Origin of the sequence: Paraburkholderia phenoliruptrix, assembly GCF_902859825.1 — a bacterium.
GTDB lineage: Bacteria > Pseudomonadota > Gammaproteobacteria > Burkholderiales > Burkholderiaceae > Paraburkholderia > Paraburkholderia phenoliruptrix.
This window is the reverse complement of sequence record NZ_CADIKB010000002.1, coordinates 201,223-224,421: the sequence shown is the minus strand read 5'-3', so window position 1 is coordinate 224,421 and position 23,199 is coordinate 201,223. Positions and strand designations below refer to the sequence as shown.

Here is a 23,199-nt window from a genome sequence, read left to right as displayed (position 1 = left end):
ACCGCCAAGCCCGACGCAAGGAAGCTGTCATGCCACCGCTGCGCGCTGCGAATCTGTTCGCCACTACTGAAGGTTCACGTCTGCATTCGGCGGATTGTGCCCACTGGCAGCGCTGGGGACCGTACCTCAGCGAGCGTCAATGGGGCACGGTCCGCGAGGATTACAGCGCGGACGGCACGGCCTGGGAGTACTTCCCGCACGACCATGCGCGCAGCCGCGCCTACCGTTGGGGCGAAGACGGCATAGCCGGTTTCGGTGACGACACGTTGAGCTGGTGCGTGTCGCTCGCGCTGTGGAATCGCAAGGATCCGATCCTGAAGGAGCGGCTCTTTGGTCTCACGAATGCGCAGGGCAATCACGGCGAGGACGTGAAGGAGCTGTACTTTTATCTCGACGGCACGCCGACGCATTCGTACATGCGCATGCTCTACAAGTACCCGCACGCCGCTTATCCGTATCAGGATTTGATCGAGGAAAACGCGCGGCGCGGCGGCGACATGCCGGAGTACGAAATTCTCGACACCGGCGTATTCGACGATCTGCGCTATTTCGACGTGCAGGTGGAATACGCCAAGCACGCGCCCGACGACATCGTGATGCGCGTGACGATCGAGAATCGCGCGGACGAGTCGGCTTCGCTCGACGTGCTGCCTCAGATCTGGGCGCGCAATTCCTGGTCGTGGAAAGAGAACCCCGACAAACCGTCGCTCGTCGCAGGCACCGACCACAACGGCCGCGCGCGGTTGATCGGGCATCAGCACGGACACGAGCCGATTGTCGTCACGGCCTGGTCGAACGACGCGCCGCATGTCACCTGGCTCTTCTGCGAGAACGACACGAATGTGAAGCGCCTCTTCAATACAGAGGCGCCCGGGCCGTTCAAAGACGGCTTCAACGACTACCTCGTGCATGGCGATGAGGAAGCGGTGCGGCGCGATCGCGGCACGAAGGCCGGTGCGCATGCGCCGATCGAACTGGGTCCGCATGGGCGCGCGGTGGTGTATCTGCGCTGGCGTCCGGAGGCGGTGCCGGACGAAGTGCCGCTCGACGCCGACGCGCTGTTTGCAAAACGTATCGCGGAGGCGGACGAGTTCTACGGCGCGCTGCAACGCGACATGGACGACCCGGACGCGCGACTCGTGCAGCGCCAGGCGCTCGCGGGCATGCTGTGGTCCAAGCAGTATTACCGCTATGACGTGCATCGCTGGATCGAAGGCGATCCGTTGCAGCCCAAACCGGCGGACGCGCGCAAGCACGGACGCAACGCGGACTGGATGCACTTGTGCAACGCGGACATCGTGTCGATGCCGGACAAGTGGGAGTACCCGTGGTACGCGTCGTGGGATCTAGCGTTTCATGCGGCGGCGTTCGCGCTGATCGACCCGGCGTTCGCGAAACGTCAATTGCTGCTGCTCGTGAAGGACCGCTATCAGCATCCAAATGGGCAATTGCCCGCCTACGAATGGGCGCTCGGCGACGCCAATCCGCCGGTTCACGCTTGGGCTGCGTGGCGCGTGTACGAGATCGATCGCGCGCTCACCGGCAAAGCCGACCGCGATTTCCTCGAGCTTATTTTTCACAAGCTGCTGCTCAACTTCTCGTGGTGGGTGAACCGCAAGGACGCCGACGGCCACAATATTTTCCAGGGCGGTTTTCTCGGGCTCGACAACGTGGGCATTTTCGACCGGTCGTCGCCGTTGCCTACCGGCGGCCACATCGACCAGGCGGACGGCACCGCGTGGATGGCCGCCTATGCGCTCGACCTCATGCGCATCGCGCTCGAACTCGCGTACGCGAACCATGTGTTCGTCGATATCGGCGTGAAGTTTTTCGAGCACTTTTTGTATATCGCGCAAGCCGTGAGTTGCGACGACGGCTGCGATACCGGACTCTGGGACAGCGAAGACGAGTTCTTCTACGACAAGCTGCGCCTGCCCGACGGCACGAGCCTGCCGATGCGCGTGCGCTCCATTGTCGGACTCATTCCGCTTTTTGCGGTGCACGTGCTCGAAGAGCGCCTGCATGGCGAATTGCCCGGATTGCGCGACCGGCTGATGTGGTTCCTCAAGCATCGGCCGGATCTTGCGAAGCTGGTTTCGCGCTGGAACGAGCCGGGCAAGGGCAATGCACTGCTGCTCTCCGTTTTGCGCGGGCATCGAATGAAAGCGCTGTTGCGGCGCGCGCTGGACGAAAGCGAATTTCTCTCCGACCACGGCGTGCGCGCGCTTTCGCGCTATCACCGCGATCATCCGTTCGTGTTCACTCACAACGGCAACAGCTTCACGGTCAAATACCTGCCGGCCGAGTCCGACACCCGCGTGTTCGGCGGCAATTCGAACTGGCGCGGTCCGGTGTGGATGCCTGTCAACTATCTGTTGATCGAGTCGCTCTATGAATTTCACCGCTATTACGGCGATGGGTTCCGCGTCGAATATCCGACGGGCTCGGGGCAGACCTTCTCGCTCTGCGAAATCGCCGACGAACTGGCGCGCCGCGCCACGACGCTGTTCCTCAAGAACAAGGACGGCGAGCGGCCGGTCATGGGCGCGTATCCTTTGCTCCAGGCGGACCCCAAGTCGGCGGATCTGATTCTGTTCCACGAATACTTCCACGGCGACAATGGCCGCGGCGTGGGCGCTTCGCATCAAACGGGCTGGACCGGACTCGTCGCGTTGCTGCTGCAACCGCGGGAGATGGCGCCGTCGGGCAGCGTGCCGCTCGCGGGCGAGCCGGGGCGCGCGCCGATTCCGATGGCGCCGTCGGCGCCCGCGCGGCCCACGCAGCCGGCCACGCAGCCCGAGCCCGCCACGGCGCTTGCAACCGAGCACGAAGGCACGTCGGCGTTGGCGGGTAGCACGGTGAAATAGCGCGCCAACGCGGTTGAACTGTGTGGGGGCGGGCGTGGTCTTTCCAGTATTGCCACGTCCGGTTCATTGGCTTTCCCGAGCGAATTCCATGTCGACTACACCGAATCCCCAAGCCGCCGATTCTCCGAAGACAGGCGCTGGCGGCAATGCCGCCGCGCAGCGCAGTTGCAAAGTGAGTGCAAGCCCGCACGGCGAGCCGCCGTCGCCCGCGGGCAAGCGGCCGGCGCCGCCCTGCACGCTGGTGATTTTCGGCGCGGGCGGCGATCTCACGAAGCGCCTTCTCATGCCCGCGCTGTACAACCTTGCCGTGGACGGTCTGCTGGACGCCGGCATGCAGATTGTCGGCGTGAACCACGGCGAGCGCGAAACCCGCGAGTGGATAGAAGACCTGCACCAGTCGCTGCAAAAATTCGCCGCGGATAAAGCCAGCACCTTCCACGCCGGCCATCTCGACGACCGCGCGTGGGACTGGGTCGCGCAACGCCTCGACTACCTGGCCGGCGACTTCGAGACGCCCGATACGTTTGCGCGTCTGAAGCAGAAACTCGCTCAGGCGCCCGGCGGCAATGTGATTTTCTATCTCGCAGTCGGCTCGCGTTTTTTCAAGCCGATCGTCGAGCATCTGGGCGAGACGGGCTTGCTCAAAGAGGACAACGGCTTTCGCCGCGTCGTGATCGAAAAGCCGTTCGGCGCCGACCTCGCATCGGCGCGCGACCTCAACGCGCACATCCTTTCGTACGCGAAGGAATCGCAGGTCTATCGCATCGACCACTTTCTCGGCAAGGACACCGTGCAGAGCATTCTGGCCGTGCGCTTCGCCAACGCGCTGTTCGAGCCCGTGTGGCGGCGCGAATATATCGACAGCGTGCAGATCACGGCGGCTGAAACCATCGGCGTGGAAGGGCGCGGCAAGTTCTACGAGCAGACCGGCGCGTTCCGCGACATGGTGCCGAACCACCTGTTCCAACTGCTCGGCATGGTCGCCATGGAGCCGCCCAATTCATTCGATGCGGAAGCCGTGCGCGACAAGAAGGCTGAAATTTTCGACGCGATCCTGCCGCTTACGCCGAACGACGTCGTCTTCGGTCAATATGAAAAAGGTCCGGCGGGCGTGGGTTATCGCGACGAACCTGACGTCGCGGCAGACAGCACGACAGAAACGTATGCGGCCGCGCGCGTGTTTGTCGAAAACTGGCGCTGGGCCGGCGTGCCGTTCTATTTGCGCACCGGCAAGCGGCTTGCGGCGCGCCGCACCGAAATCTCCGTGCAGCTGAAGCCTGTGCCGTTCCGGCTGTTTCGCGACACGCCGGTCGACGCGCTCACGCCCAATGTGCTGACCTTGCGGATCGATCCGGCGCATGGCACGTCGTTCGATTTCAATGTGAAGACACCGGGCCCGGTGATGCAGATCGGTCCCGTGCAGTCGTCGTTCAACTATGGCGACTTTTTCGGACAAAGCGCAAACGTCGGCTATGAAACGCTGTTATACGACTGCATGCTCGGCGACGAGACGCTGTTCCAGCGCGCCGACAGCATTGAAGCGACGTGGTGCGCGGTGGACGGCGTGTTGCATCCGCAGACCGGCGGCGCGGCGGCCGTGCACGGCTATGCGGCCGGCAGCGAAGGCCCGGAGGGGGCCAATGCGCTGCTCGCGCGCGATGGCCGCGCATGGCGGCCACTCACGCGCGATGCAGTTGAAAAGAAGTAAAACCTCAAGCACAACCATACCAACGGGGGTCACCGTGGCGACATCCAAAGATAAAGCGGCAACCAGTAACGAACGGATTCTTGCAATCGACGTCGGCGGCACGGGTCTGAAAGCGGCCATCATCAACGCGAATGGCGAGATGCAAACCGAACGCGTGCGGGTCGCGACGCCGCATCCGTGCACGCCGGGACAACTCGTCGATGCGCTGGCCGCACTCGTCCAGCCGCTGATCGCGAAGGCGCCGGCGCAGCTGATGTCGATCGGCTTTCCCGGCGTGGTGCGCGACAACCGCATTCTGACCGCGCCGCATTTCGGCGTGGAGGGCTGGCACGGCTTCGCGCTCGCCGATCTGCTCGCGCAAAAACTCGGCGGCTTGCCCGTGCGCATGATCAACGACGCCGAAATGCAGGGCTTTGCAGCGATAGAAGGCAAGGGCATCGAATTTGTGCTGACGCTCGGCACCGGCGCGGGCACGGCGCTCTTTCGCGACGGCGAGCTGATGCCTCATCTCGAGCTTGCGCATCATCCGGTCAGCAAGAAAGGCGTGGCTTACGACGAGTACATCGGCGAGGCCGCGCGCGAAAAGGCAGGGAATAAACGCTGGAACCGGCGCGTTCATAAGGTGATCGGCATTCTCGAATCGCTCGTGAATTACGACAAATTGTGGATCGGAGGCGGCAATGCGGCGCGCCTCACGTTCGAGCTGCCCGCCAACGTGGCCACCGTCTCGAACGATGCGGGCATCGAGGGCGGCGCGCGGCTGTGGCATCCGCGGTCGGTGCGCGAAACCCGTCAGTTGCCCGAAGCGAATGCGCGCACGGGTAAGTTCAAATGACCTCGACTGGCAAGACTTGCCGGAGCAAACAGTGATGACCCGAAAGCCTCAACCGGGCGCTGCACGGCGCCTGACTTACCTGCTTGCAGGCGTCGCGTTCGCGTTCGCCGCGGTGCAGTTAAACGCGTATGCGGCCGACGCCGCGTTCACGCTGACGTCGCCCGGTCTGGCCGACGGCGGCACGCTGGACTCGTCACACGCGGCCAGTGCGAACAACTGCGGCGGCGGCAACGTGCCGCCCGCGCTGCAATGGCGCAACGCGCCGGCGAGCACGAAGAGCTACGCCGTGACGATCTTCGACCCGGATGGCGCGAAGGGGCTCGGCATCGTGCATTGGGTGCTCTACGGCATTGCGCCTTCGGTCACAGCGCTCGGTGCGGGGGCCGCGGCGCCGCCCGGCAGCATCGGCGGAACGAACCGGACGGGCGGCCCCGGTTATTTCGGACCGTGCCCGCCGGTCGGGGAGGTGCCGCATCACTACATCGCGCAGGTTTATGCACTCGATCTCGCGCCCGATGCACTGCCGGCCGGCTTGACGAGAGACGCGCTCCTCGCCGCCATCAAGGATCATGTGATTGCAGCCACGAGCACGGTGCTGAGATACGGGCGCTGATCCCGGCACATTGGGGATAGCAAGCACGCGCGCTGTGCCCCGGCGTTCGAACTAGCGGGCGGCATCGCCCCAACGGTATTCGACGCTGGCTTCATCCAGTTGCGTCTTGATGTCGTCGTCCAGCACGAACTCGGATGCGGCTAGCGTATCGGTCAATTGCTCGGCGCGGCTTGCGCCGATAATCGCCGACGTGACGAGCGGATTCGCCAGCACCCACGCGAGCGAGATACGCGTGAGCGACTCGCCGGTCGGCGCGGCAATCGCCTTGAGCCGCTCGATGGTCTCGAACTCGCGTTGATGCCAGTAGCGCTCCTGGTACATCGCGCCCGCCTTGCCGACGGTCTCGGTGAAGCGGCCCGACGTGGGCGTGGCATCCAGCTTGTGCTTGCCGGTCAGCAAGCCGCCCGCGAGCGGGTTATACGGCATGACGGCGAGTTGCTCCTCGGCGGCGAGCGGCAGCAGTTCGCGTTCGATCTGGCGAAACAGCAGGTTATAGCGCGGCTGCACGGACACGAAGCGCGCCACGCGCAACACGTCGGCGCGGCCAAGCGCACGCGCGAGCCGATACGCAAGAAAGTTCGACACGCCGATGTAGCGCGCCTTGCCCGAACGCACGATCGCATCCAGCGCTTCGAGCGTTTCGTCGAGCGGCGTGTTGGCGTCGTCGGAATGCAGTTGATAGAGGTCCACGTAATCAGTGCCGAGACGCTGCAGCGAGGCGTCGATGGCGTCGAGCAGATGTTTGCGCGACGCGCCCTGGTCCCATGCCGACGGCCCCATTTTGCCCACGGCCTTGGTGGCCACAATGAAGCGGTCGCGCTTGCCCTTCAGCCAGCGCCCGACGATTTCCTCGGTGCGTCCTGCAATGTCCTCGCCCCCGCCGAGCGGATAAACATTGGCCGTGTCGATGAAATTCACGCCTGCGTCCGCAGCCGTGTCGAGAATGCGGCGCGAAGCGTCTTCTTCGGTTTGCAGGCCGAAGGTCATGGTGCCGAGACATAAGCGGGAAACGGTCAGGCCCGTACGGCCGAATTTGCGGTATTGCATGCTCAACTCCGGAATGGAACGAAACGATTGCGATGGAGAACACGGCGAAAAGCGTCCAAAGAGGATAAACGCAAAACGACAGTTGCGTTCGCGGGCGCTCGGCTTGCATTCAGATCGTAAGCTGCGTGCCTGCCCGCGTGAGAGCGGCCGCTCGCGCTAGAATCGTTGCAGCCCATTCGTATGCCGCTTCAGCCGGAATTTTGCCGATGACCCGTCCTGCTCATGACGCCGCTTATCAAACTGCCAGCGCTGCCAGCGCGGTCGATGCCGCGCTGATGACGCGCCGCTCGGTCCGCGCGTTTCTTCCAACGCCCGTGCCGCGCGCCGACCTCGAGGCCATTCTGGAAGTGGCGAGCCGCGCGCCGTCGGGCACGAACACGCAGCCGTGGAAAGTGTATGTGCTGACGGGCGATTCGCTCGCGCGTCTTTCGAAGGCGCTATTGGCGGCCTATGATGACCCGCAGCGCGATACGCTGTATCGCGAGGAATATGCGTACTATCCACGCGAATGGGTGTCGCCTTATATCGACCGCCGCCGCAAGATCGGCTGGGACCTGTATGGCCTGCTCGGAATCGGCAAGGGCGACAAGGCGCGTATGCATGAGCAGCACGCGCAGAACTATCGCTTCTTCGGCGCGCCGGTGGGTCTTTTCTTTACCATCGACCGCGTGATGGAACGCGGCAGTTGGCTCGATTACGGCATGTTCCTGCAAGCCATCATGACGGCGGCGCGTGGGCGTGGCATCGATACCTGTCCGCAGGCCGCATTCACACCGTTTCATCAGGTGATCGCCGAGCAACTCGGGCTGCCGCCGAATGAGCAGCTGGTGTGCGGCATGTCGCTCGGTTTCGCCGACGAAAGCGCGCCCGTCAATGCGTTGCGCACGGAACGCGAACCGGTTGAACGATTCACGCGATTCCTCGATTGAACGGCCGCGAATAAAAAGCGCATCTCGTTTGTGCACGCCCCACCCTCACTCTCGGAGAACAACAATGAAAACGTCGCGCCGCCATTTTCTCCTGATGAGCGTGAGCGCCGGCTCCTCGCTCGTGTTGTCGCGCACAGCCTTCGCCGCCGACGCCAATACGTTGAGCGAGAGCGATCCGCAGGCGCAGGCGCTGGGCTATAAGGAGGACGCGTCGAAGGTCGACAAGGCGAAGTATCCGCAGTATGCAGCGGACCAGAAGTGCGGCACGTGTTCGCTGTTTCAGGGCAAGGCCACCGACGCGTACGGCGGCTGCACCTTGTTCGGCGACAAACAGGTTGCGGCGCGCGGCTGGTGCAGTTCGTACACGAACATGTGAGCGGCGCGCGGCGGCGGATTCGTCAGATCAACGCGCCGAGCGCGAGTTCGTGCGAGTGGCCAATCCAGAGCGCGGCGTCGCGATGGTCGCAGAGCGTGTCGCCCGTGTTCGGATGCACGAAGATGTCGAGCGCGCCGTGGTTGAGCGTGAGCCAGCCGATCAGGTCGCCGAACTGCTCATGAGCGAACGCGAGCTGATACGACCACATCGGATGCGGCCCGACCGGGCGCTCGTGAAAGCGGCCCATTTGCAGTTTGCCCTGCCAGTGCGCTTCGATTCGCTCACGAAACGCCCACGCGCTGTCGCGAGTCGTCGCGTCGAAATAGACATGCGCGTGCCAGCTGCGAATGCTGGAGGTTGGACGAAGGGTCATGCCGGCTCCGTGATGAGTCAGTCGTTATCCGCCATTTGTTCTGCTGGGATTTCCGGCGAGGCGGTGTCGGGCCGCGCCGCCCGTTAGTAAGAATGGGTGTGAATTGTCGCGCTGCCAGCGCTTTTTTACCATGCAGGGTCTGTCCGGTGTGCGGACCTGGAGTCGGAAGCCGCCACATTGCAGTGGGTGCGGCCGGCAAAAGCGACGCCCGCCGCTACTGCTTTATCCGCGACGCATCAGGCGCTGCGGATGTTTGTCGCCCGCACGTTGCCTCGTGCTCACGGCTGACTCGGCGAGCGGGACGGCCAATGCGCTGCGCTCGGTGTCGATTGGCATGTGCCTTGCTTTTGCCCTACCCGGATCGACGCGCGCCGACAGGGGCGCAGCCCAACCTCCCACGAGCAATGCTGACTACCGAACCACACATTCTGACGCGCGCCATAGAGGGCGAGGTGACGACGCTTGTGTTCTATCCGGACACAGGGTGTCTCCGTTTTGCCGATTCGCGCGGTGTGGTACGCCACGAATTACGGCCGCCGCATTCCTGGTTCGCGATTGCATCCGCGTCGCGCGGAGTGCGCGCCGGGACACACGCGATGTCCGAAGGCTTGAGTACGCTATTGCATGACTTCTGTGTGAAACGTTCGCACGCTGTGAGGGCTGCGCCGCGCTGGCCGACACTCGCGCACGCGCGTGCGTTTCCGTCGACGCCGGGTGGCACGCGCGCGCCAGTGTATCCGCCGGAACACACAGACATGCACGCGCGCTCACCTTCGCTTACGATGGATATAACGGCTGCGTAGCGGCGGATTCATCTGCGGAAAAGGCGATGCGGGCTGGCGTGTCTATTCAGTTTTGTTCGGTGTCGTTCGTTGAATAGGGCGGACGGCATAACCAACTTTGCGAGGTGGGCCATGGAGATTATCGAGCTTGAACCTAGCGTCTCGCCAGACGGACGCGCGGTGATTTTCCAGCTTTCGGCGCGAGGACGGGACCTTGAATGCGCCGTCACGCGTGAAGCGCTGGAGCAGTATTTCTGGCTGCAACGCGGCGCCGCGGAAGACCGCATGCTGAAGACATTTGCGGATGGCCGCAAACGCATCACCGCGGTGGCCGAAAGAAAGATGCTGGCGCGACCCGGCGAAAAAGTGCTGCTGACGATCAGCGACTTTGCCGCGCGGTAATGACGCGTCGTGATGTCGCGCGCTGATGTCGACTGATCTGCTCGCACGCAACGTTTTGCTGACGTTGTGTGCGCATTCTTCGTTGCATGCCTGATTGCGCTGAGCGTGTCTCGCGGCGTTCGGGTGCGCTCGCATTCCTGCTCGCCGCGCTGTTCTCCGGTTGTTCGTCTGTTGTTCCTCCCACATGCGTCCCCGATTGTTACGCCCATTCGTTAAACAGGCGTGGCAAATCCCTTCCTTTTGCCGAATTGCTTGAGCGTTCGCTCGCCTAAACTGTTTTCCATGGAGCGACAGAACACCGCGCCCATCGACGCGGTCTTCCCCCCGCGTCGCTTTGAACCGTACCGTTGATGGCAGTGTGCCGCGGTGGTCGATGCGGCAAGGCAGTAAGCAACACGAAGTAGAAGCAAGGCATATGGCGCAGTAGCAGTAACCATGCATTCGCAGCAAAGAGCACTATCAGTTGAATTTGCAACGGAAGTCTTCGCAGTAGCAGTCAAGCTGGCCATAAACTTTTTTCGCAGCAGCAACAACACAAGCAGCAACAACACAAGCAGTAACAGCTCTCGTGGTTTCGATGGTTAAAGGTCGGCGGGCATCCACGCGCACGCACGACGCTTCCATCCTGTCCGGCCCTGTTCTCTCGCGGGAACAGGGCTTTTTTTTCGTCGATGCGGTGAAGGTCCGGGAATTCCGCCGTTTAAGTCGGTCTTAATAAAGGCTTGCCATGATGCTTGCACAGACTCACATTAGAGGCTGTCGAGCCGCCGGCGCATCGGCGGCATTCGTCGCCGGAAAATCGTACCGATCCGGCGACGAAGCCGAGAGTTAGCGAAGGAGGTTGAACCTATGTCCAGTAAATCGCGAGTCCGCAAACACAACGCGCCGGCCATGTCGCCGCTGCTGCGTGCGCTGACCCATAGCCGCAGCGCTCACGCGCCCGTCACCGACGCGATGATCCTGCAGTGCTATGCGGCCCTCGACGCATTTCAGCGTGGCCACGGCTCGCGCGATCTGCACATCGCGCTGAGCCGGCATTTGCTGGTGTCGCAGGAACTCGCGGGTCTCGGTCTCGGTGAAGATGCACTCGACGATATTCAGCGCGGACATGCCGCCATGGTTCATCTCGACGAACGCGAACAGCGGACCGGCGCATGGACGTTGAGCAGCGACGAATACGCGCAACTCTGCACGTCGCTCGCTATTCTGGACGGGCAATTGTCGGCGGCATCGCTGAGCGAGATCGCGAGCGCGCAGGCGCGCATGATAGAAGGCTTGATGCGGTCCGCGCGGACGAAGGCTATCGCCGAAGCGGTGCTGTGAGCTGCCGGCAAGCCGGAGATGAGGAAACGCCCCACATGGGGTCACGCCGTTCGGCTAGTGTCTTTCTAAGGTACCGAACGGTGTAACGTGAAGGGCAGCATTTGACGACCCGGTCGCATGCGCGGCCGGGTCGTTTTTCTTTATACAGGGACTTCAGCCATTCAAGTAGGCGCTGCAGACAGGCGGCAGTTTTGCATAGGCCGGGGTGATGGCAGCCCACATCGTTTCGCATTGGATCGTATGGAGGGCTCGCACGACGCTAATTTCGGTCGATGCGAGATTCGCTTCCCATGCGGTGCAGGCAATCATCTCACCGTGACCGGGTCGTAGGCGATCAGTTCGCCTCGTATCTCCTGATACAGCGCCTCGACGCTTATGTTCAGTCATCTTCAGTTCCAGATTGCTTCAGGTATAAGAACCTGGATTTAGGATCCGCAAACCGTATTTTGAATACCCAACTGTCCCAATCTTCATCTGAAATGTATGACTTCGTTCTTGCTCGCCAATCTTCGATGAACTTGTCTTGCTCCTCCAGACTCAAGCTCAACCAATACGGCGACCAAACATAGACAGACCAATACTCTTCATTTCCTTGACTGGAAGAATGAGGCCCGAGGTCATGCCAGACAATCCAAGGTGGAGGCGGCCCGTACCTCGCTTTAGCCAGCGATCTTATAAGCTCAATATCATTAGTGAGGAGGCGAATGTTCCTTCCACCAAACTCATCGTCATGAGCAACCAGCGTATGCCTTCCATCTTGCTCAAAAATGATTGAGCGAGACTTCTTTCTTTCCAGCCTTGATCAAGTTAAAGCACAGCGGGAAGGAGTTAATCTCCACATTAAAAATAACGAGGAAGGCCTCAATTCCAAGATTCCCCAGATTCTCAGCCCTTGGATAATCAGAATTGAAGTTTTCTGTTGGTTTTGAGAAAAATCCCTTCAATGTTTCCAGTGGAATACCGAAGACATTTTCAAGAGCATTGAGGCGGCCAGCCTCAACCTTCCTGGACAAAACTTTCTCTTGTCTTTTAATCGAAAATTCTTCAATAGCACGGGACAGGGAGAACATAGCTTCCTCAATTGTTCGGAATCTGGTCAGCAACGGCGCTGCCGCCCCTGTAACCAATCGCACCGAACACTATGCCACCAATCAGACCCGTAATGATTGCACCTGGGCCCGTTTCGATACCCACCAGAGCGCCGGCGGCAGCCCCCTCTTCGCACCAGCCACGGCACCACCCCAGCCGGCAATCTGTCTGGCAACCTCTTTCTCAATAGGGCGCACGCTCTTGATCTTGAATGACTGGTCACTGGCAACACCGAGATCGTAAGCCGTGAAGCCAATCCCAATTACTTGCACAACTCGAGCGTATTTCACAATGCCGAGAGACGCCTTCAAGCCCGTTTGGCTAAACACTCCAGACGGCGGAACACGAGGACGAGGCTGAATAAGAATCTCCTTGTCTATGTTCGTGACCTTTTGCTTGATACGCTCAGCCTCACGTCTCCCCTTGGAATTCAAGCTCATCTTGTATTCGTCAATGGCACGAACGATTTCCTGTGTCGTGACGAGCTTTGCACCAGATCTTTTTGCTTTGGCAATATCAACATAAACCGTCTTGCCATTCATGCGAAGTGTACCATCCGGGTAAGTGCCGCTTGTGGAGGCATAAGAGGTTATTTTCTCAAACTCCAACACATGCTCAGCAACACTTACTTTTGATTCTGGACCGCCTCTTGACCACAAGCCATACTCTTCAGGATAGACCTCACGAAGATTGCCGATGGGCGTCAAATTTAACTGGATAAGATACGGATCTTCAATGGAGCTGTAAACACGGCGAACAAGAAAGCCGTCTTTCCCAGGTTCATCAACAACGACAAAAACGAAAATACGGGCAGGCATGAGATGCCCAAGCACGTCATAGTGAGAACCCTTCTTGTCGTTCGTTGGAATGTTGTAGGTAAAGGTACTCATGCGTGCCACCGCTCCACAGCTTTGTAGCCGATAGCAATATCAAGTTTCTCAGCATGGGTCGTATAGATCCGGGGGCAATACCCTTCGGAATCCGTAACACCCTTGTGAATGGCACCGCTTCTGGCCTTTATATGGAATGGAACACCGGAGAGAGGGCGACCAGAGCCGTCGAGCACTCTCACCCTTTCGTCAAAGTTACCAACGGGGTCTTTCCTCAACGGAGTGCCGTTGCAAGCGAAGCCCTGTCCGTCAGGTGATGAGACTCAAACCTTTGAGACATCGTGCTTTGCGAGGCGAGCATGACGGGATGCGGATAGCAGTTGCAGGCACACAGATCGCCGTCTAGAGCCGCCTCCTTGCCCATCATGTTGTCCGGCCACCGCGGCCCCTTCGGGACGATTCGGCCCGTAGAGCCACAAGCAGAACAGACCACCTGAGCTCCAAGGAACGTCAGAGGCGTTCCGTGATGGATGCATGACGGTATCGCTCCAATGATCGTGCCTCCCGTCGAGGACTTGTCGCCCACCTTCAGATAGAACCTCCGCATATCACACTATAGTAAGAATGGAGAATCCCGACACTTATCACAGGGCTGTCGACGCAGCAAAAACTGTTACGACGGTTGAGAATTTCCTTAACAATCTCCGGCAAAGCCACCAAGAAAAATGCCCCTCTAGGCGCTCCCCACATGGGGCGTTTTTCTTGCGCGACGGCTAATCGTTGTACTGCGTCACATCGCCATAGCGGATTCCATTCTGACCGCCGCCGAGTTCCACCGCACGCGATGCGCCCGCGGTCAATGCGGGGAACGGGCAATTGGTGCACGTGCGCGCGCCCGATGAATCGATGCCCGCGCTGACCGTCGTCTGATATTGCCCAAACGTCGTATTGTTCGGACTGCCGATTGCAAAGCCATCGATTTCGCCGCTCGTGCCCGCGAGCGTGAGACCGGATGCGCGAATCTGCACCGAGTTCACCGGATAAGCCACGTTCTGTCCGTTGACGAGGCTCGACCAGCTCACGCTCATCGCGTACTGACTGCCGGCAAGCGAGCCGCCCGGCGTGAGGAATTGCGTCGCGAAGTCCGACAGCAAGGTCGGCCATGAGACCGTCGCGCCGGCTGCCGCGCCGAGCGGGCTGCCAGGGTTCATCACCTGCGACTGGCCGAGTTGCGCGCCGTTGCTGTCGTAGAACGTCACCGTGTAGGTTGCGTAGAGCGGCACGGTGCTCGCGTCGACGGATTGCGGGGCATACACGCCGCTGGCAGCCGGCGGCGCGAAGCTCGCCGTCGAGGACAGCGATTGCCACGACCAGCGGTACATGGACGTGCCGCTCGCACTCGCCGCCGGCGAGACGGGCGCGGCGCCAAGCGCGCTGTCGGCGAGACCGAGCGTGCCGCTGCCGGCCGCATTGCGCGGCAGCAGCCAAACCGGCGCGGCGAGCCCCGGACCGCTGACGGACGCCGAATACACGCTCGGGTTCCTCGCCGTGGGAATCGTGATGTCGAGGCCGGACTCGTAGCGGTTCACGTCGTTGAGCCGCGTATCGAGGAACGTGCGGCGCTCGATCCGCGAATTGATCGACACTGCAAATTGCGATTGATTGCCGATCAGGTTCCAGCCGAGCTGCGTGCCTTGCGTTGCGTTGGCAAGCGCCACGGGCGCGGCCATTTGCTGCGCGACGCTGTACAGCACGACTGCCGTGCCGTCCGCGAGCGTGAACGGAATCCGCACGAGCGCCTGCTGCTTGCCGCCGCGCGTGAAGAACGCGAGCGTTTCCGGCGAGCCGAAGCGCGCGCCGGTCAGCAAGGCGTCGGTCAAGCCGTGGCCGACCGCCAGGTCGCTCGAACCGTTCTCCAGGAAGGTTGCGTCGATGGCGGGCGAGCATGACGTATTCAGCGTGCCCTTCGCGGCACACGCGGTCAGCAGCGAGGCGAGCGGCTCCAGATAGTTCGCCGCGACCGATGGCGCCGCGAGCTTCGTCGAGAGTCCCGTCTGCTTGTTCAGTGCGATGGTCGTCCCGGGCGCGGCATTGGAGAGCAGCAGCAAGCCGCCGTTGGCGCCGGTGACGAGCGAGACGGTGTCGATCACCGCGTCCGCGCCCGTGTGGTTCGCGGTGAACGCGGTGCCGACAGGATTGAAGCCGGCCGCCTGCAGCCCGTTCTGGGTGAGGACGTCCGCGAGGATTGCGTCGAGCGTGATGATCGCAATCTGAACCGACGACAGCGTGACTTTTGCAAGTGCCGTGCTGGACGCGAGCTCGGACGGATTGCCCGACGCCGTCAACATGGCGGCCATCGCGGTGGTCAGCGTCGTAATGTTGACGACAGCCGGCGCCGTGCCGCTGGGCAGCGTCGCAAGCACGGACACGAGCGGGCTAGAGAGGCCGCTCGCGTCTTTTGCGGTCAGCAGAAAGGGCGCGGTCATGCCTTTGACCGAGAGGGTGTAGGCACCTTGGGCGTCGGTGCTGGCAGTGACCTGGGCGCCGATGGCATCCATCAAGGTGACGCTCGCGCCCACCCACGCGCTGCCGCTCGCCACGGTGCCCGTCACCGAAGTCGGCGTGACAGTTTGCGTGCTGGACGAGCCGGAACCCGAGCCCGAACCGCCGCCGCTGCAAGCGCCCAGTTGAAGAAAAGCAAAAGCCACGGCGGCCGCAATGGCGCTGCGCGCTGACAGTCTGTGCATGTAGTTCCCCGATGCTGTGATTTCTTGTGGTCTCGTATCGGCTGATTATGCCGACGAGCGTTTTTAATCCGCCGCGCGCCCCGCGCCGTGGCTTTGCGGGAGTTGCCTCGGTCAGACAAACGCTCATAGATTTTCTCGCCGATTAATGGCCGCTTTTACCGCGACGTTCGGCGCGTTGGGAGAATACTTCAATCGACACCATTGCGCCGCGCGACAAATGTCAATTTGCTTGCGGCGAAGCTATTACGAGTCTTCGTAAAACAGCACGGCTAGCCGCGGATTACCCGCGCGAGCCGGTTTACCTGAGCGATCCGCGCTTGTTAGACTGGCTTTCCGCGCTCACGCTGGGCGCGTCTATCCCGCCGTACGACTGCCGGGCTGCCGGTCCGCAGCGTAATCATTGGAGACGCCATGTCTTATATGCTGCTGATCGTCGAGCCCCCCGAACAGCGCGCCGAGCGCGGCGAGGCCATGGGCCGCGAAGTGTACGACCAAATGCTCCGTTTTGCCGCCGACCTCAAGGAGCGCGGCAAACTGCTCGCGGCCGAAGCGCTCACTTCTTCTCGCGACGCCGTGCGCGTTCAGGTGCGCGGCGGCCAGCCGAAACTGCTCGACGGCCCGTTCGCCGAAGCCAAGGAAATGATCGGCGGCTTCTACCTGCTCAACTGCGATTCGCGTGAGGAAGCCGTCGCCATCGCGCAGGCCTGTCCGGCCGCCACCTGGTGCACCGTCGAGGTACGCAAGCTCGGTCCGTGCTTCATGTAGGCGATTTTTTGCTCGGGGTTTTCCCCAGGCGGCGCGCGGAATGTGTCGAATCGCGTGCGCATTGCCCGTCGTGTGAGTAAGAGCGGCCCACGCGCCGCGCTGCACCTCACCACTTACGACGAAAGGAGTCACGGCGATGCGATTCATGATCCTGGTCAAAGCGACCGCAGCAAGCGAAGCCGGCGAAATGCCCAAGGCCTCACTCATGGCCGCGATGGGCGCGTACCACGAAGAGCTGGCCCGCGCCGGCGTGCTGCTCGATGCCACCGGCTTGCAGCCGAGCTCCAAGGGATGGCGGGTTCGCTACAGCCGCGGCCAGCGCTCGGTGATCGACGGGCCGTTTGCCGAAACGAAAGAACTGATCGCCGGCTACACGCTGATCCAGGTTCGCTCGCGCGAAGAAGCCATGGAATGGGCGCGGCGTTTTCCCGCGCCCTTCGGCGACGAGGCCGATGGCGAAATCGAAGTGCGCCAACTCTACGAACTGGAGGACTTCGAGCCGAGTCCGGAACTCGAGCGTTTCCGCGAGCTGGAAGCGGGCCGTCGCTGATTGATCGCTAACCGATTATCGGATTCCATCATGCATAAACAGATCTTCGTGAATCTGGCCGTTGAAAATCTTGAACGGTCGAAGGCGTTTTTCAATGCGCTCGGTTTCAGTTTCGATCCGCAATTCACCAACGATCAGGCGGCGTGTCTCGTCCTCGGTGAAAATCTTTACGCCATGCTGCTCGTAAAAGACCTGTTCAAGTCGTTCACGCGCAAATCGCTTTGTAATCCGAAAGAAAGCACCGAGGCGCTCGTGGGCTTGTCATGCGAAAGCCGGGGCGAAGTTGACGCGCTCGTCGCGAAAGCGGTTGCCGCGGGCGGCAGCGTGCCGCGCGCGCCGCAGGACTACGGCTTCATGTACGGCCATGGCTTTGAAGACATCGACGGACACATCTGGGAGCTGATCTACATGGACCCGAATGCCAAGGCGGCGGGCTGAACCCGTGACGAAACTGGCCACACATCGTGCCATCGAGGCCGTGTGGCGGATCGAGTCCGCCAAGGTCATCGCCCACGTCGCGCGCATGGTGCGCGACGTCGGGCTCGCCGAAGAACTGGCGCAGGACGCGCTCGTCTCGGCGCTGGAGCACTGGCCCGACGCGGGCGTGCCCGACAATCCGGGAGCGTGGCTGATGGCGACTGCAAAGAATCGCGCGCTCGACCGCTTGCGGCAGGAAGCGCTGCACGCGCGCAAGCGTCAGGAGCTGGGCCACGACATGGATGCGCTGGAGGCGCATCTCGTGCCCGATTTCGTCGACGCTCTCGACGCCGCGCGAGCCGACGATATCGGTGACGATCTGCTGCGGCTGGTGTTCACCGCCTGCCATCCGGTGTTGTCGACGGATGCGCGCGTCGCGCTCACGCTGCGCCTGCTCGGCGGGCTGACCACGGACGAGATCGCGCGCGCCTTCCTGGTGCCCGAGCCGACCATCGCGCAACGGATCGTGCGGGCGAAGCGCACCTTGTCGGCGGCGAAAGTGCCGTTCGAGGTGCCGCAGGCCGAGGCGCGCGCGCCGAGGCTCGCGTCGGTGCTGCAGGTGATTTATCTGATTTTCAACGAAGGCTATTCCGCCACGGCCGGCGACGACTGGATGCGGCCGGCGCTCTGCGAAGAAGCGCTGCGCCTCGGGCGCGTGCTGAGCGGTCTGGTACCCGACGAAAGCGAGGTGCACGGGCTCGTCGCGCTGATGGAAATTCAGGCGTCGCGCACGCACGCACGCACCGACGCGCAAGGCCGCCCGGTGTTGCTGCTCGATCAGGATCGCAGCCGCTGGGATCCGCTTCTGATTCGTCGCGGGTTGGCGGCGCTCGGCGCGGCGCATGCGCTGGGTGGCGCAAGCGGGCCCTATGCGCTGCAAGCGGCGCTCGCCGCGTGTCATGCGCGCGCGCATCGGGCGGAAGAGACGGATTGGGCGCAGATTGTCGCGCTCTACGACGCGTTGGCGCAAGTCGCGCCGTCGCCGGTGGTCGAGTTGAATCGCGCGGTCGCGGTGGGCATGGCGTTCGGGCCGGCCGCGGGACTCGAAATCGTGGACGCGCTTGCCGGCGATGCGACCCTCGCGAACTATCACTGGCTACCGAGTGTGCGCGGCGATCTGCTGGCCAAACTCGGCCGCCTGGAGGAAGCGCGGAGTTCGAGCGCGCCGCGGCGATGACGCGCAATGCGCGCGAGCGCGAACTGTTGCTTGAGCGCGCGCACTCGGTGATGCAATAGGGCGCGGGCAGTTTGTGCGCATAAACTCCGTGAAGGGGCGGGCGGGCATCGCAGACCGTGGAGATCTCTCGGACCTCTCGGCGTCGGCGGTCGTCGCGGGCTTCCCAGGCCTTGCCCGTGGCGGGCGTCACCGCCGGCAGGCGTGGCGCGGCTCGCTCACCCGGCGGCTCGCTCACCCGGCGGCTCGCTCACCCGGCGGCTCGCTCACCCGGCGGCCCGCCAGGCCACATCGCGCACGCCCATCCACGAGATCGAGCGCCCCGGAACAACGCTTACCGCATAAACTGCCGCACACCCAACGCAATAATCACGCCGCCGCACACGCGATCCACCCACGCCTTGCTGCGCCGGTACGCGGACGAAATCCGCGAATGCGATAGCGTGAGCGCGACAAAGCCATACCAGCTGCTGGCTACGACGAACACCATCCCGAGCATCGCGGCGAAGGTGCCGATGCTCTCATGCGGCGGCGCCGCCGACGAAAACACCGCGGCAAAAAACGCGACGGACTTCGGATTAGCGATATTGGTCGCGAAGCCTTGCGCGAACGCCTGACGGACGCTGCCGACGGGCGCTTGCGCGAGCGGCTGTGGCTTGCCCGCCGAAGCTTTAACAATGAGCCGTGCGCCGAACCACAACAGATACGCGGCGCCGGCCACCTTCACGGCAAACGCGAGCCATGGAAAAGCGGCGAACACAATGCCGACGCCCAAAATCGCACAACTCGCCCAGAAGAGATTGACGAGGACGATGCCCGCGACCACCGCAAGCGCTTCGATGCGCGTGGCCGATGCGGCCTTGTGCGCGACGGCCACGAAGTTCGGGCCGGGAATGACCACGCCGGCCACATACACGGATAACACGCCGAGAACGGCAGAACTATCGACCACGTCAAGCTCCCATCAAGCCGAGAAAAAAGCGAGCGCTCCGGTAGCAACGCCCGCCGCGGCGACCACGAACGACAGATTGCGCAGCCACTTCTTGCGTGTCAACAACGTAATGGCGCACAGCGCGATGGCAACCTGAATCAGCGTGGTGGCCTGTGCCCACCGATGGTGGCCATGCAGCAGCGCTTCGCTTTTCGCGTCGTTGTCGAGCACTTCTTTTTCGATGGCTTCGGCTTTGGCGCGAATCGGCTCTTTTTGCTGCTTGTATTTGTCGACGTCGGCGACAAATTTGGCGTGCGCCTCCGAATTGCCTTCCGACAGCGCCGCGCCGAGTTCCGCGAGGTTCTGCTTCTCGCCCTTGGCCTGATAGTAGCTCCACTGATTCGCCGCCTCGGTCTTTTTGATCGCGGCTTCGTTCTTGTAATAGAGCGCGAGGTTTTCGCTGTTCCCGCTTTGATAGGCGCACAGCGCGCCGATTGTCGCGAGGACCGCCGTGATGACGGCCATGCGGCTCCCGAAAGAGTCGGCGTCGTGATGGCCGGCGTGCTCTACCGCATGGTCGTGCGGACCATGCACTTCATACTCTTCAGACATCACATTCTCCGAGGCAGACGTTCTTGTCGTGTCCGGGCGGCGCGTGGGCCCGGTGGCCTCAATCTTAGCCTGTGATGCGGTGCGGCTGGAAAAGCGTGCGTTCGGCGTACGCCACGGCGTTTCGATTCACGTGCGATGGCCCATCTCTAGCAGGAGTAGCGAGAGGGTCACGACGGAGCCGAGCGTCGACAGCAAAATCGTGCGCGACGTGATGTGCGCCTCGCGCTCGTAGAACTCGGCCAGCATGAACGGGCCCGTGCCGGTAGGCAGCGCGGCCAGCACGACGGCCATGTCGACCAGCGCCGGCGAGAGCCCGAAGACGCGCGCGGCGAGCCACCATGTCAGCGCCGGTTGCACGATCAGCTTGACGAGCGTGAGCAGCCACGCGACGCCGCGGGTGCCCGATTCGGACGGCCGCTTTTCCGCGAGGAACAAGCCGAGACTCACCAGCGCGCAGGGGCTGGCCGCGCCGCTCAGCAGCTTCAGAAAGGTTTCGGCGCTGGTGGGCAACGCGACATGAAGGCTGGCGAAGAGCGCGCCGGCAATCGGCGACACGATCAGCGGATTGCGCGCCAGCGAGCCCAGCACTTTGAGGCCGAGCTTGTGCGGTGTGCGCTCGGTCTGCAAGCCCACTTCGATCAACACGATCGCGCCCGCGAACAGCACGCATGCCACCAGAATCGTCGCGATAGTGGTGGGCGTGAGACTCGCGTTGCCGAACGCAATGATGCCGAGCGGAAAGCCGATATAGCCCGTATTCGGATACGACGCGGCGATAGCGTCGACACTCGCATCGGCGAGATGGCGTCCGCTCACGAGCCGCAGGACCAGAATGAGCGCGAAGATGCCGGCGCACGCCACCGAAAACGTGACCACAAACGCCGGCTGATACAGCTGTTCCCACGTGGCGCGCGCCATGGTGTCGAAGAGCAGCGCGGGCAGCGCGAGCCAGACCACGAAGCGATTCAGTTCCGACGCCGAGTTTGGCCCGAGCACACCCCGCCGGCGGCACGCAAAGCCCGCAAAAATGAGGCCGAAGACGGGGAGCAGGATCTCGAGCGTGGCTAACATCGGTGCAAATATCGGTGCAAATTTGTGCGAAAGGCACGGGCAACAGGGCGCGAATAAGCGGGCGACTTGTCAGCGTAGTGATTTGCGTTGATACAATCCAATACTGTTTTTTAGCGCCGACAATACCTTTCCTGCATCGTCGAAATGAGGTGAATGCCACTGTGATCGACATCAAGCCGCTGCGCTACTTCGTGACGCTGGCCGAAACGCGCCATTTCGGCCGCGCGGCGGCGCGTCTGAATCTGTCGCAGCCACCGTTGAGCCGCCAGCTCGCCGCGCTGGAGGCGAGTCTCGGTGTGACGCTGATCGAGCGCAGCCCGCGCAGCGTCACGCTCACCGCCGCAGGTGAGCGCTTTTACGCCGACGCCAAGGCGATTCTCGCCTCCGTCGAGCGGGCCGTGAGCAATGCGCAAGCAGCGGCGTCCGGCGAGGCGGGCAAGCTCGCCATCGGCTTCACGATGTGCGCGGCCTATAGCGTCGTGCCCGGTTATGCGCGCGCGTTCGGTACTGCTTATCCCGAGATTGCCTTGAATTTGCGCGAGGTTGTCTCGAACGATCTGGCCGCGCAAGTGGTGGCGGGGCACATCGACGCCGCCATCATGTTTCCGCATGTGCCCGGCAAGGGGCTCGCCACGCGCACGATCTTGCGCGAGCCGCTGTGCGTGGCGTTATCGCGGGGGCATCCGCGGGCTCGCGCGCGGCGGCTCGAGATTGCGCAACTGGCCGGCGAACCGTTCGTGCTGGCATCCGAGGAAGTGGCGCCCACGTTGCACGCGACGATTCTCGAACATTGCCGCTCAGGCGGCTTCGAGCCGGATATTCGCTTCGAGGTGCAGTTGCAGCAGACGGTGCTGAGTCTCGTCGACGAAGGCGTGGGCGTTGCACTTGTGCCTGCTTCCATGCGCAAGGCGCAGCTGGCGGGCGTGGTGTTCAAGCCGCTGGCGGATGCGCCATTGATCGAGCAGGTGCTGGCGTGGTCGCCGGCGAATCGGAACCCCTGTTTGGGGCGGTTTTTGGAGTTGGTGTAGGGGCGGCTGCTGGAATCTGCGATGATCGAGTGGATTCGCGTTCAAAACTTTTAGCCGCCCGCTGCAAGCCATAGCCGATAAATTGCCGTCCTTCCCCATGCCGACCCAGCCTTTGACCCTCACCACCCCCCGCTTAACCCTCCGCCCTCACACGCGCGACGACTTTCCCGACAGCCTCGCGATGTGGTCCGATCCCGAGGTCGCCCGTCATATCGGCGGCAAGCCTTTTACGCACGAAGAAGTGTGGGCGCGGCTGCTGCGCTATGTCGGTCACTGGACGCTGCTCGGCTTCGGCTATTGGGTCGTGCGCGAAACGCAAACCGGACGCTTTGTCGGCGAAGTCGGCTTCGCGGATTTTCAGCGCGAGATCGAGCCTGCCTTGACGGGCACGCCCGAAATCGGCTGGGCTTTGAGTCCTGCGATGCACGGCAAAGGCTACGCGATAGAAGCCGTGCAAGCCGCAGTCGATTGGGCGGATGAAGAATGGCCGGGTGCGCAAACGGCATGCATCATTGCACCGGAGAACGAAGCGTCGCTGCGAGTCGCGCACAAGGCCGGCTATCGCGAGCAGATTCGAACGACATACAAAGGGCAGCCGACTATCATGTTCCGCCGGCCGCCGCGCGCGGCAGCGTGAATAAGCCGGCGTGAAAGCCGGCTTACCTGACTG

Annotated in this window: 22 protein-coding genes and 1 pseudogene; 14 read left to right on the top strand and 9 right to left on the bottom strand. The window is 62.4% G+C overall.

What is annotated here, in order from left to right; genetic code table 11:
- The first annotated feature begins 29 nt into the window (after nt 1-29).
- From HV711_RS03770 to HV711_RS03755, 4 genes are all read left to right on the top strand, one after another.
- Nucleotides 30-2,867, top strand: coding sequence for an MGH1-like glycoside hydrolase domain-containing protein (locus tag HV711_RS03770; protein WP_035477585.1), 2,838 nt, complete (start codon nt 30-32; stop codon nt 2,865-2,867).
- 88 nt (nt 2,868-2,955) lie between these two features.
- A complete protein-coding gene (zwf, locus tag HV711_RS03765; RefSeq protein WP_035477587.1) occupies nt 2,956-4,575 on the top strand; it encodes a glucose-6-phosphate dehydrogenase in 1,620 nt (539 codons plus the stop codon).
- A 34-nt stretch (nt 4,576-4,609) separates the two neighbouring features.
- On the top strand, nt 4,610-5,410 hold the full coding sequence (locus HV711_RS03760) for an ROK family protein (protein WP_035477589.1): 801 nt from the start codon (nt 4,610-4,612) through the stop codon (nt 5,408-5,410).
- 34 nt (nt 5,411-5,444) lie between these two features.
- The gene (locus HV711_RS03755; protein ID WP_035477591.1) at nt 5,445-6,023 is read left to right on the top strand and encodes a YbhB/YbcL family Raf kinase inhibitor-like protein; all 579 of its coding nucleotides are present in this window, start codon (nt 5,445-5,447) and stop codon (nt 6,021-6,023) included.
- Nucleotides 6,024-6,074: 51 nt separating this feature from the next.
- Here the strand turns inward: HV711_RS03755 and HV711_RS03750 are convergent, their stop codons facing one another.
- Complete coding sequence (locus HV711_RS03750) at nt 6,075-7,070, bottom strand: aldo/keto reductase (protein ID WP_028361258.1); 996 nt, start codon at nt 7,068-7,070, stop codon at nt 6,075-6,077.
- 206 nt (nt 7,071-7,276) lie between these two features.
- On the opposite strand from HV711_RS03750, the gene HV711_RS03745 reads away from it, so the two are divergent.
- Both HV711_RS03745 and HV711_RS03740 read left to right on the top strand, forming a co-directional pair.
- Nucleotides 7,277-7,999, top strand: a complete 723-nt coding sequence (locus HV711_RS03745) for a nitroreductase (RefSeq protein ID WP_028361257.1) — start codon at nt 7,277-7,279, stop codon at nt 7,997-7,999.
- Between the two features lie 64 nt (nt 8,000-8,063).
- On the top strand, nt 8,064-8,375 hold the full coding sequence (locus tag HV711_RS03740; RefSeq protein ID WP_013591194.1) for a high-potential iron-sulfur protein: 312 nt from the start codon (nt 8,064-8,066) through the stop codon (nt 8,373-8,375).
- 22 nt (nt 8,376-8,397) lie between these two features.
- Here HV711_RS03740 and HV711_RS03735 read toward each other — a convergent pair whose 3' ends face one another.
- Nucleotides 8,398-8,748 (bottom strand): DOPA 4,5-dioxygenase family protein, encoded by a 351-nt coding sequence (locus tag HV711_RS03735; protein ID WP_035477593.1) that lies wholly within the window; start codon nt 8,746-8,748, stop codon nt 8,398-8,400.
- A 914-nt stretch (nt 8,749-9,662) separates the two neighbouring features.
- Here HV711_RS03735 and HV711_RS03730 point away from each other — a divergent pair.
- Together HV711_RS03730 and HV711_RS03725 are read left to right on the top strand one after the other, a co-directional pair.
- Nucleotides 9,663-9,932, top strand: a complete 270-nt coding sequence (locus HV711_RS03730) for a DUF1488 family protein (protein WP_013591191.1) — start codon at nt 9,663-9,665, stop codon at nt 9,930-9,932.
- Between the two features lie 849 nt (nt 9,933-10,781).
- The gene (locus HV711_RS03725) at nt 10,782-11,255 is read left to right on the top strand and encodes a hypothetical protein (protein ID WP_028361254.1); all 474 of its coding nucleotides are present in this window, start codon (nt 10,782-10,784) and stop codon (nt 11,253-11,255) included.
- Between the two features lie 761 nt (nt 11,256-12,016).
- Here HV711_RS03725 and HV711_RS03720 read toward each other — a convergent pair.
- The 4 genes from HV711_RS03720 to HV711_RS03705 form a co-directional block, all read right to left on the bottom strand.
- On the bottom strand, nt 12,017-12,388 hold the full coding sequence (locus HV711_RS03720) for a hypothetical protein (RefSeq protein WP_175144988.1): 372 nt from the start codon (nt 12,386-12,388) through the stop codon (nt 12,017-12,019).
- An 18-nt stretch (nt 12,389-12,406) separates the two neighbouring features.
- Nucleotides 12,407-13,234: a glycine zipper family protein gene (locus HV711_RS03715; RefSeq protein WP_244142647.1), complete on the bottom strand. Its 828-nt coding sequence runs from the start codon at nt 13,232-13,234 to the stop codon at nt 12,407-12,409.
- Nucleotides 13,235-13,448: 214 nt separating this feature from the next.
- Nucleotides 13,449-13,781 carry a PAAR domain-containing protein gene (locus tag HV711_RS33910; RefSeq protein WP_082201382.1) on the bottom strand — a complete coding sequence of 111 codons (333 nt, stop codon included), beginning with the start codon at nt 13,779-13,781 and terminating at the stop codon, nt 13,449-13,451.
- Nucleotides 13,782-13,947: 166 nt separating this feature from the next.
- A complete protein-coding gene (locus HV711_RS03705) occupies nt 13,948-15,921 on the bottom strand; it encodes a hypothetical protein (protein WP_035477598.1) in 1,974 nt (657 codons plus the stop codon).
- Nucleotides 15,922-16,332: 411 nt separating this feature from the next.
- On the opposite strand from HV711_RS03705, the gene HV711_RS03700 reads away from it, so the two are divergent.
- The 4 genes and pseudogenes from HV711_RS03700 (at nt 16,333) to HV711_RS03685 (ending at nt 18,949) form a co-directional block, all read left to right on the top strand.
- On the top strand, nt 16,333-16,686 hold the full coding sequence (locus tag HV711_RS03700) for a YciI family protein (protein WP_013591185.1): 354 nt from the start codon (nt 16,333-16,335) through the stop codon (nt 16,684-16,686).
- A 136-nt stretch (nt 16,687-16,822) separates the two neighbouring features.
- Nucleotides 16,823-17,236: a YciI family protein gene (locus tag HV711_RS03695; RefSeq protein WP_013591184.1), complete on the top strand. Its 414-nt coding sequence runs from the start codon at nt 16,823-16,825 to the stop codon at nt 17,234-17,236.
- A gap of 30 nt (nt 17,237-17,266) precedes the next feature.
- Nucleotides 17,267-17,674 (top strand): VOC family protein, encoded by a 408-nt coding sequence (locus HV711_RS03690; protein WP_013591183.1) that lies wholly within the window; start codon nt 17,267-17,269, stop codon nt 17,672-17,674.
- 4 nt (nt 17,675-17,678) lie between these two features.
- Nucleotides 17,679-18,949, top strand: a pseudogene (locus tag HV711_RS03685) (RNA polymerase sigma factor).
- 272 nt (nt 18,950-19,221) lie between these two features.
- On the opposite strand, the gene HV711_RS03680 reads toward HV711_RS03685, so the two are convergent.
- The 3 genes from HV711_RS03680 to HV711_RS03670 all read right to left on the bottom strand — a co-directional run bounded on the left by HV711_RS03680 (nt 19,222) and on the right by HV711_RS03670 (nt 21,501).
- A complete protein-coding gene (locus tag HV711_RS03680; RefSeq protein ID WP_013591181.1) occupies nt 19,222-19,839 on the bottom strand; it encodes a LysE family translocator in 618 nt (205 codons plus the stop codon).
- 12 nt (nt 19,840-19,851) lie between these two features.
- The gene (locus HV711_RS03675; protein WP_028361247.1) at nt 19,852-20,430 is read right to left on the bottom strand and encodes a DUF4337 domain-containing protein; all 579 of its coding nucleotides are present in this window, start codon (nt 20,428-20,430) and stop codon (nt 19,852-19,854) included.
- Nucleotides 20,431-20,556: 126 nt separating this feature from the next.
- Nucleotides 20,557-21,501 (bottom strand): AEC family transporter, encoded by a 945-nt coding sequence (locus HV711_RS03670; RefSeq protein WP_035477601.1) that lies wholly within the window; start codon nt 21,499-21,501, stop codon nt 20,557-20,559.
- Nucleotides 21,502-21,662: 161 nt separating this feature from the next.
- Here HV711_RS03670 and HV711_RS03665 point away from each other — a divergent pair, with 161 nt between their 5' ends.
- Together HV711_RS03665 and HV711_RS03660 are read left to right on the top strand one after the other, a co-directional pair.
- Nucleotides 21,663-22,529: a LysR family transcriptional regulator gene (locus tag HV711_RS03665; protein ID WP_035477641.1), complete on the top strand. Its 867-nt coding sequence runs from the start codon at nt 21,663-21,665 to the stop codon at nt 22,527-22,529.
- A gap of 97 nt (nt 22,530-22,626) precedes the next feature.
- Nucleotides 22,627-23,166, top strand: coding sequence for a GNAT family N-acetyltransferase (locus HV711_RS03660; RefSeq protein WP_035477603.1), 540 nt, complete (start codon nt 22,627-22,629; stop codon nt 23,164-23,166).
- Nucleotides 23,167-23,199 lie beyond the last annotated feature (33 nt).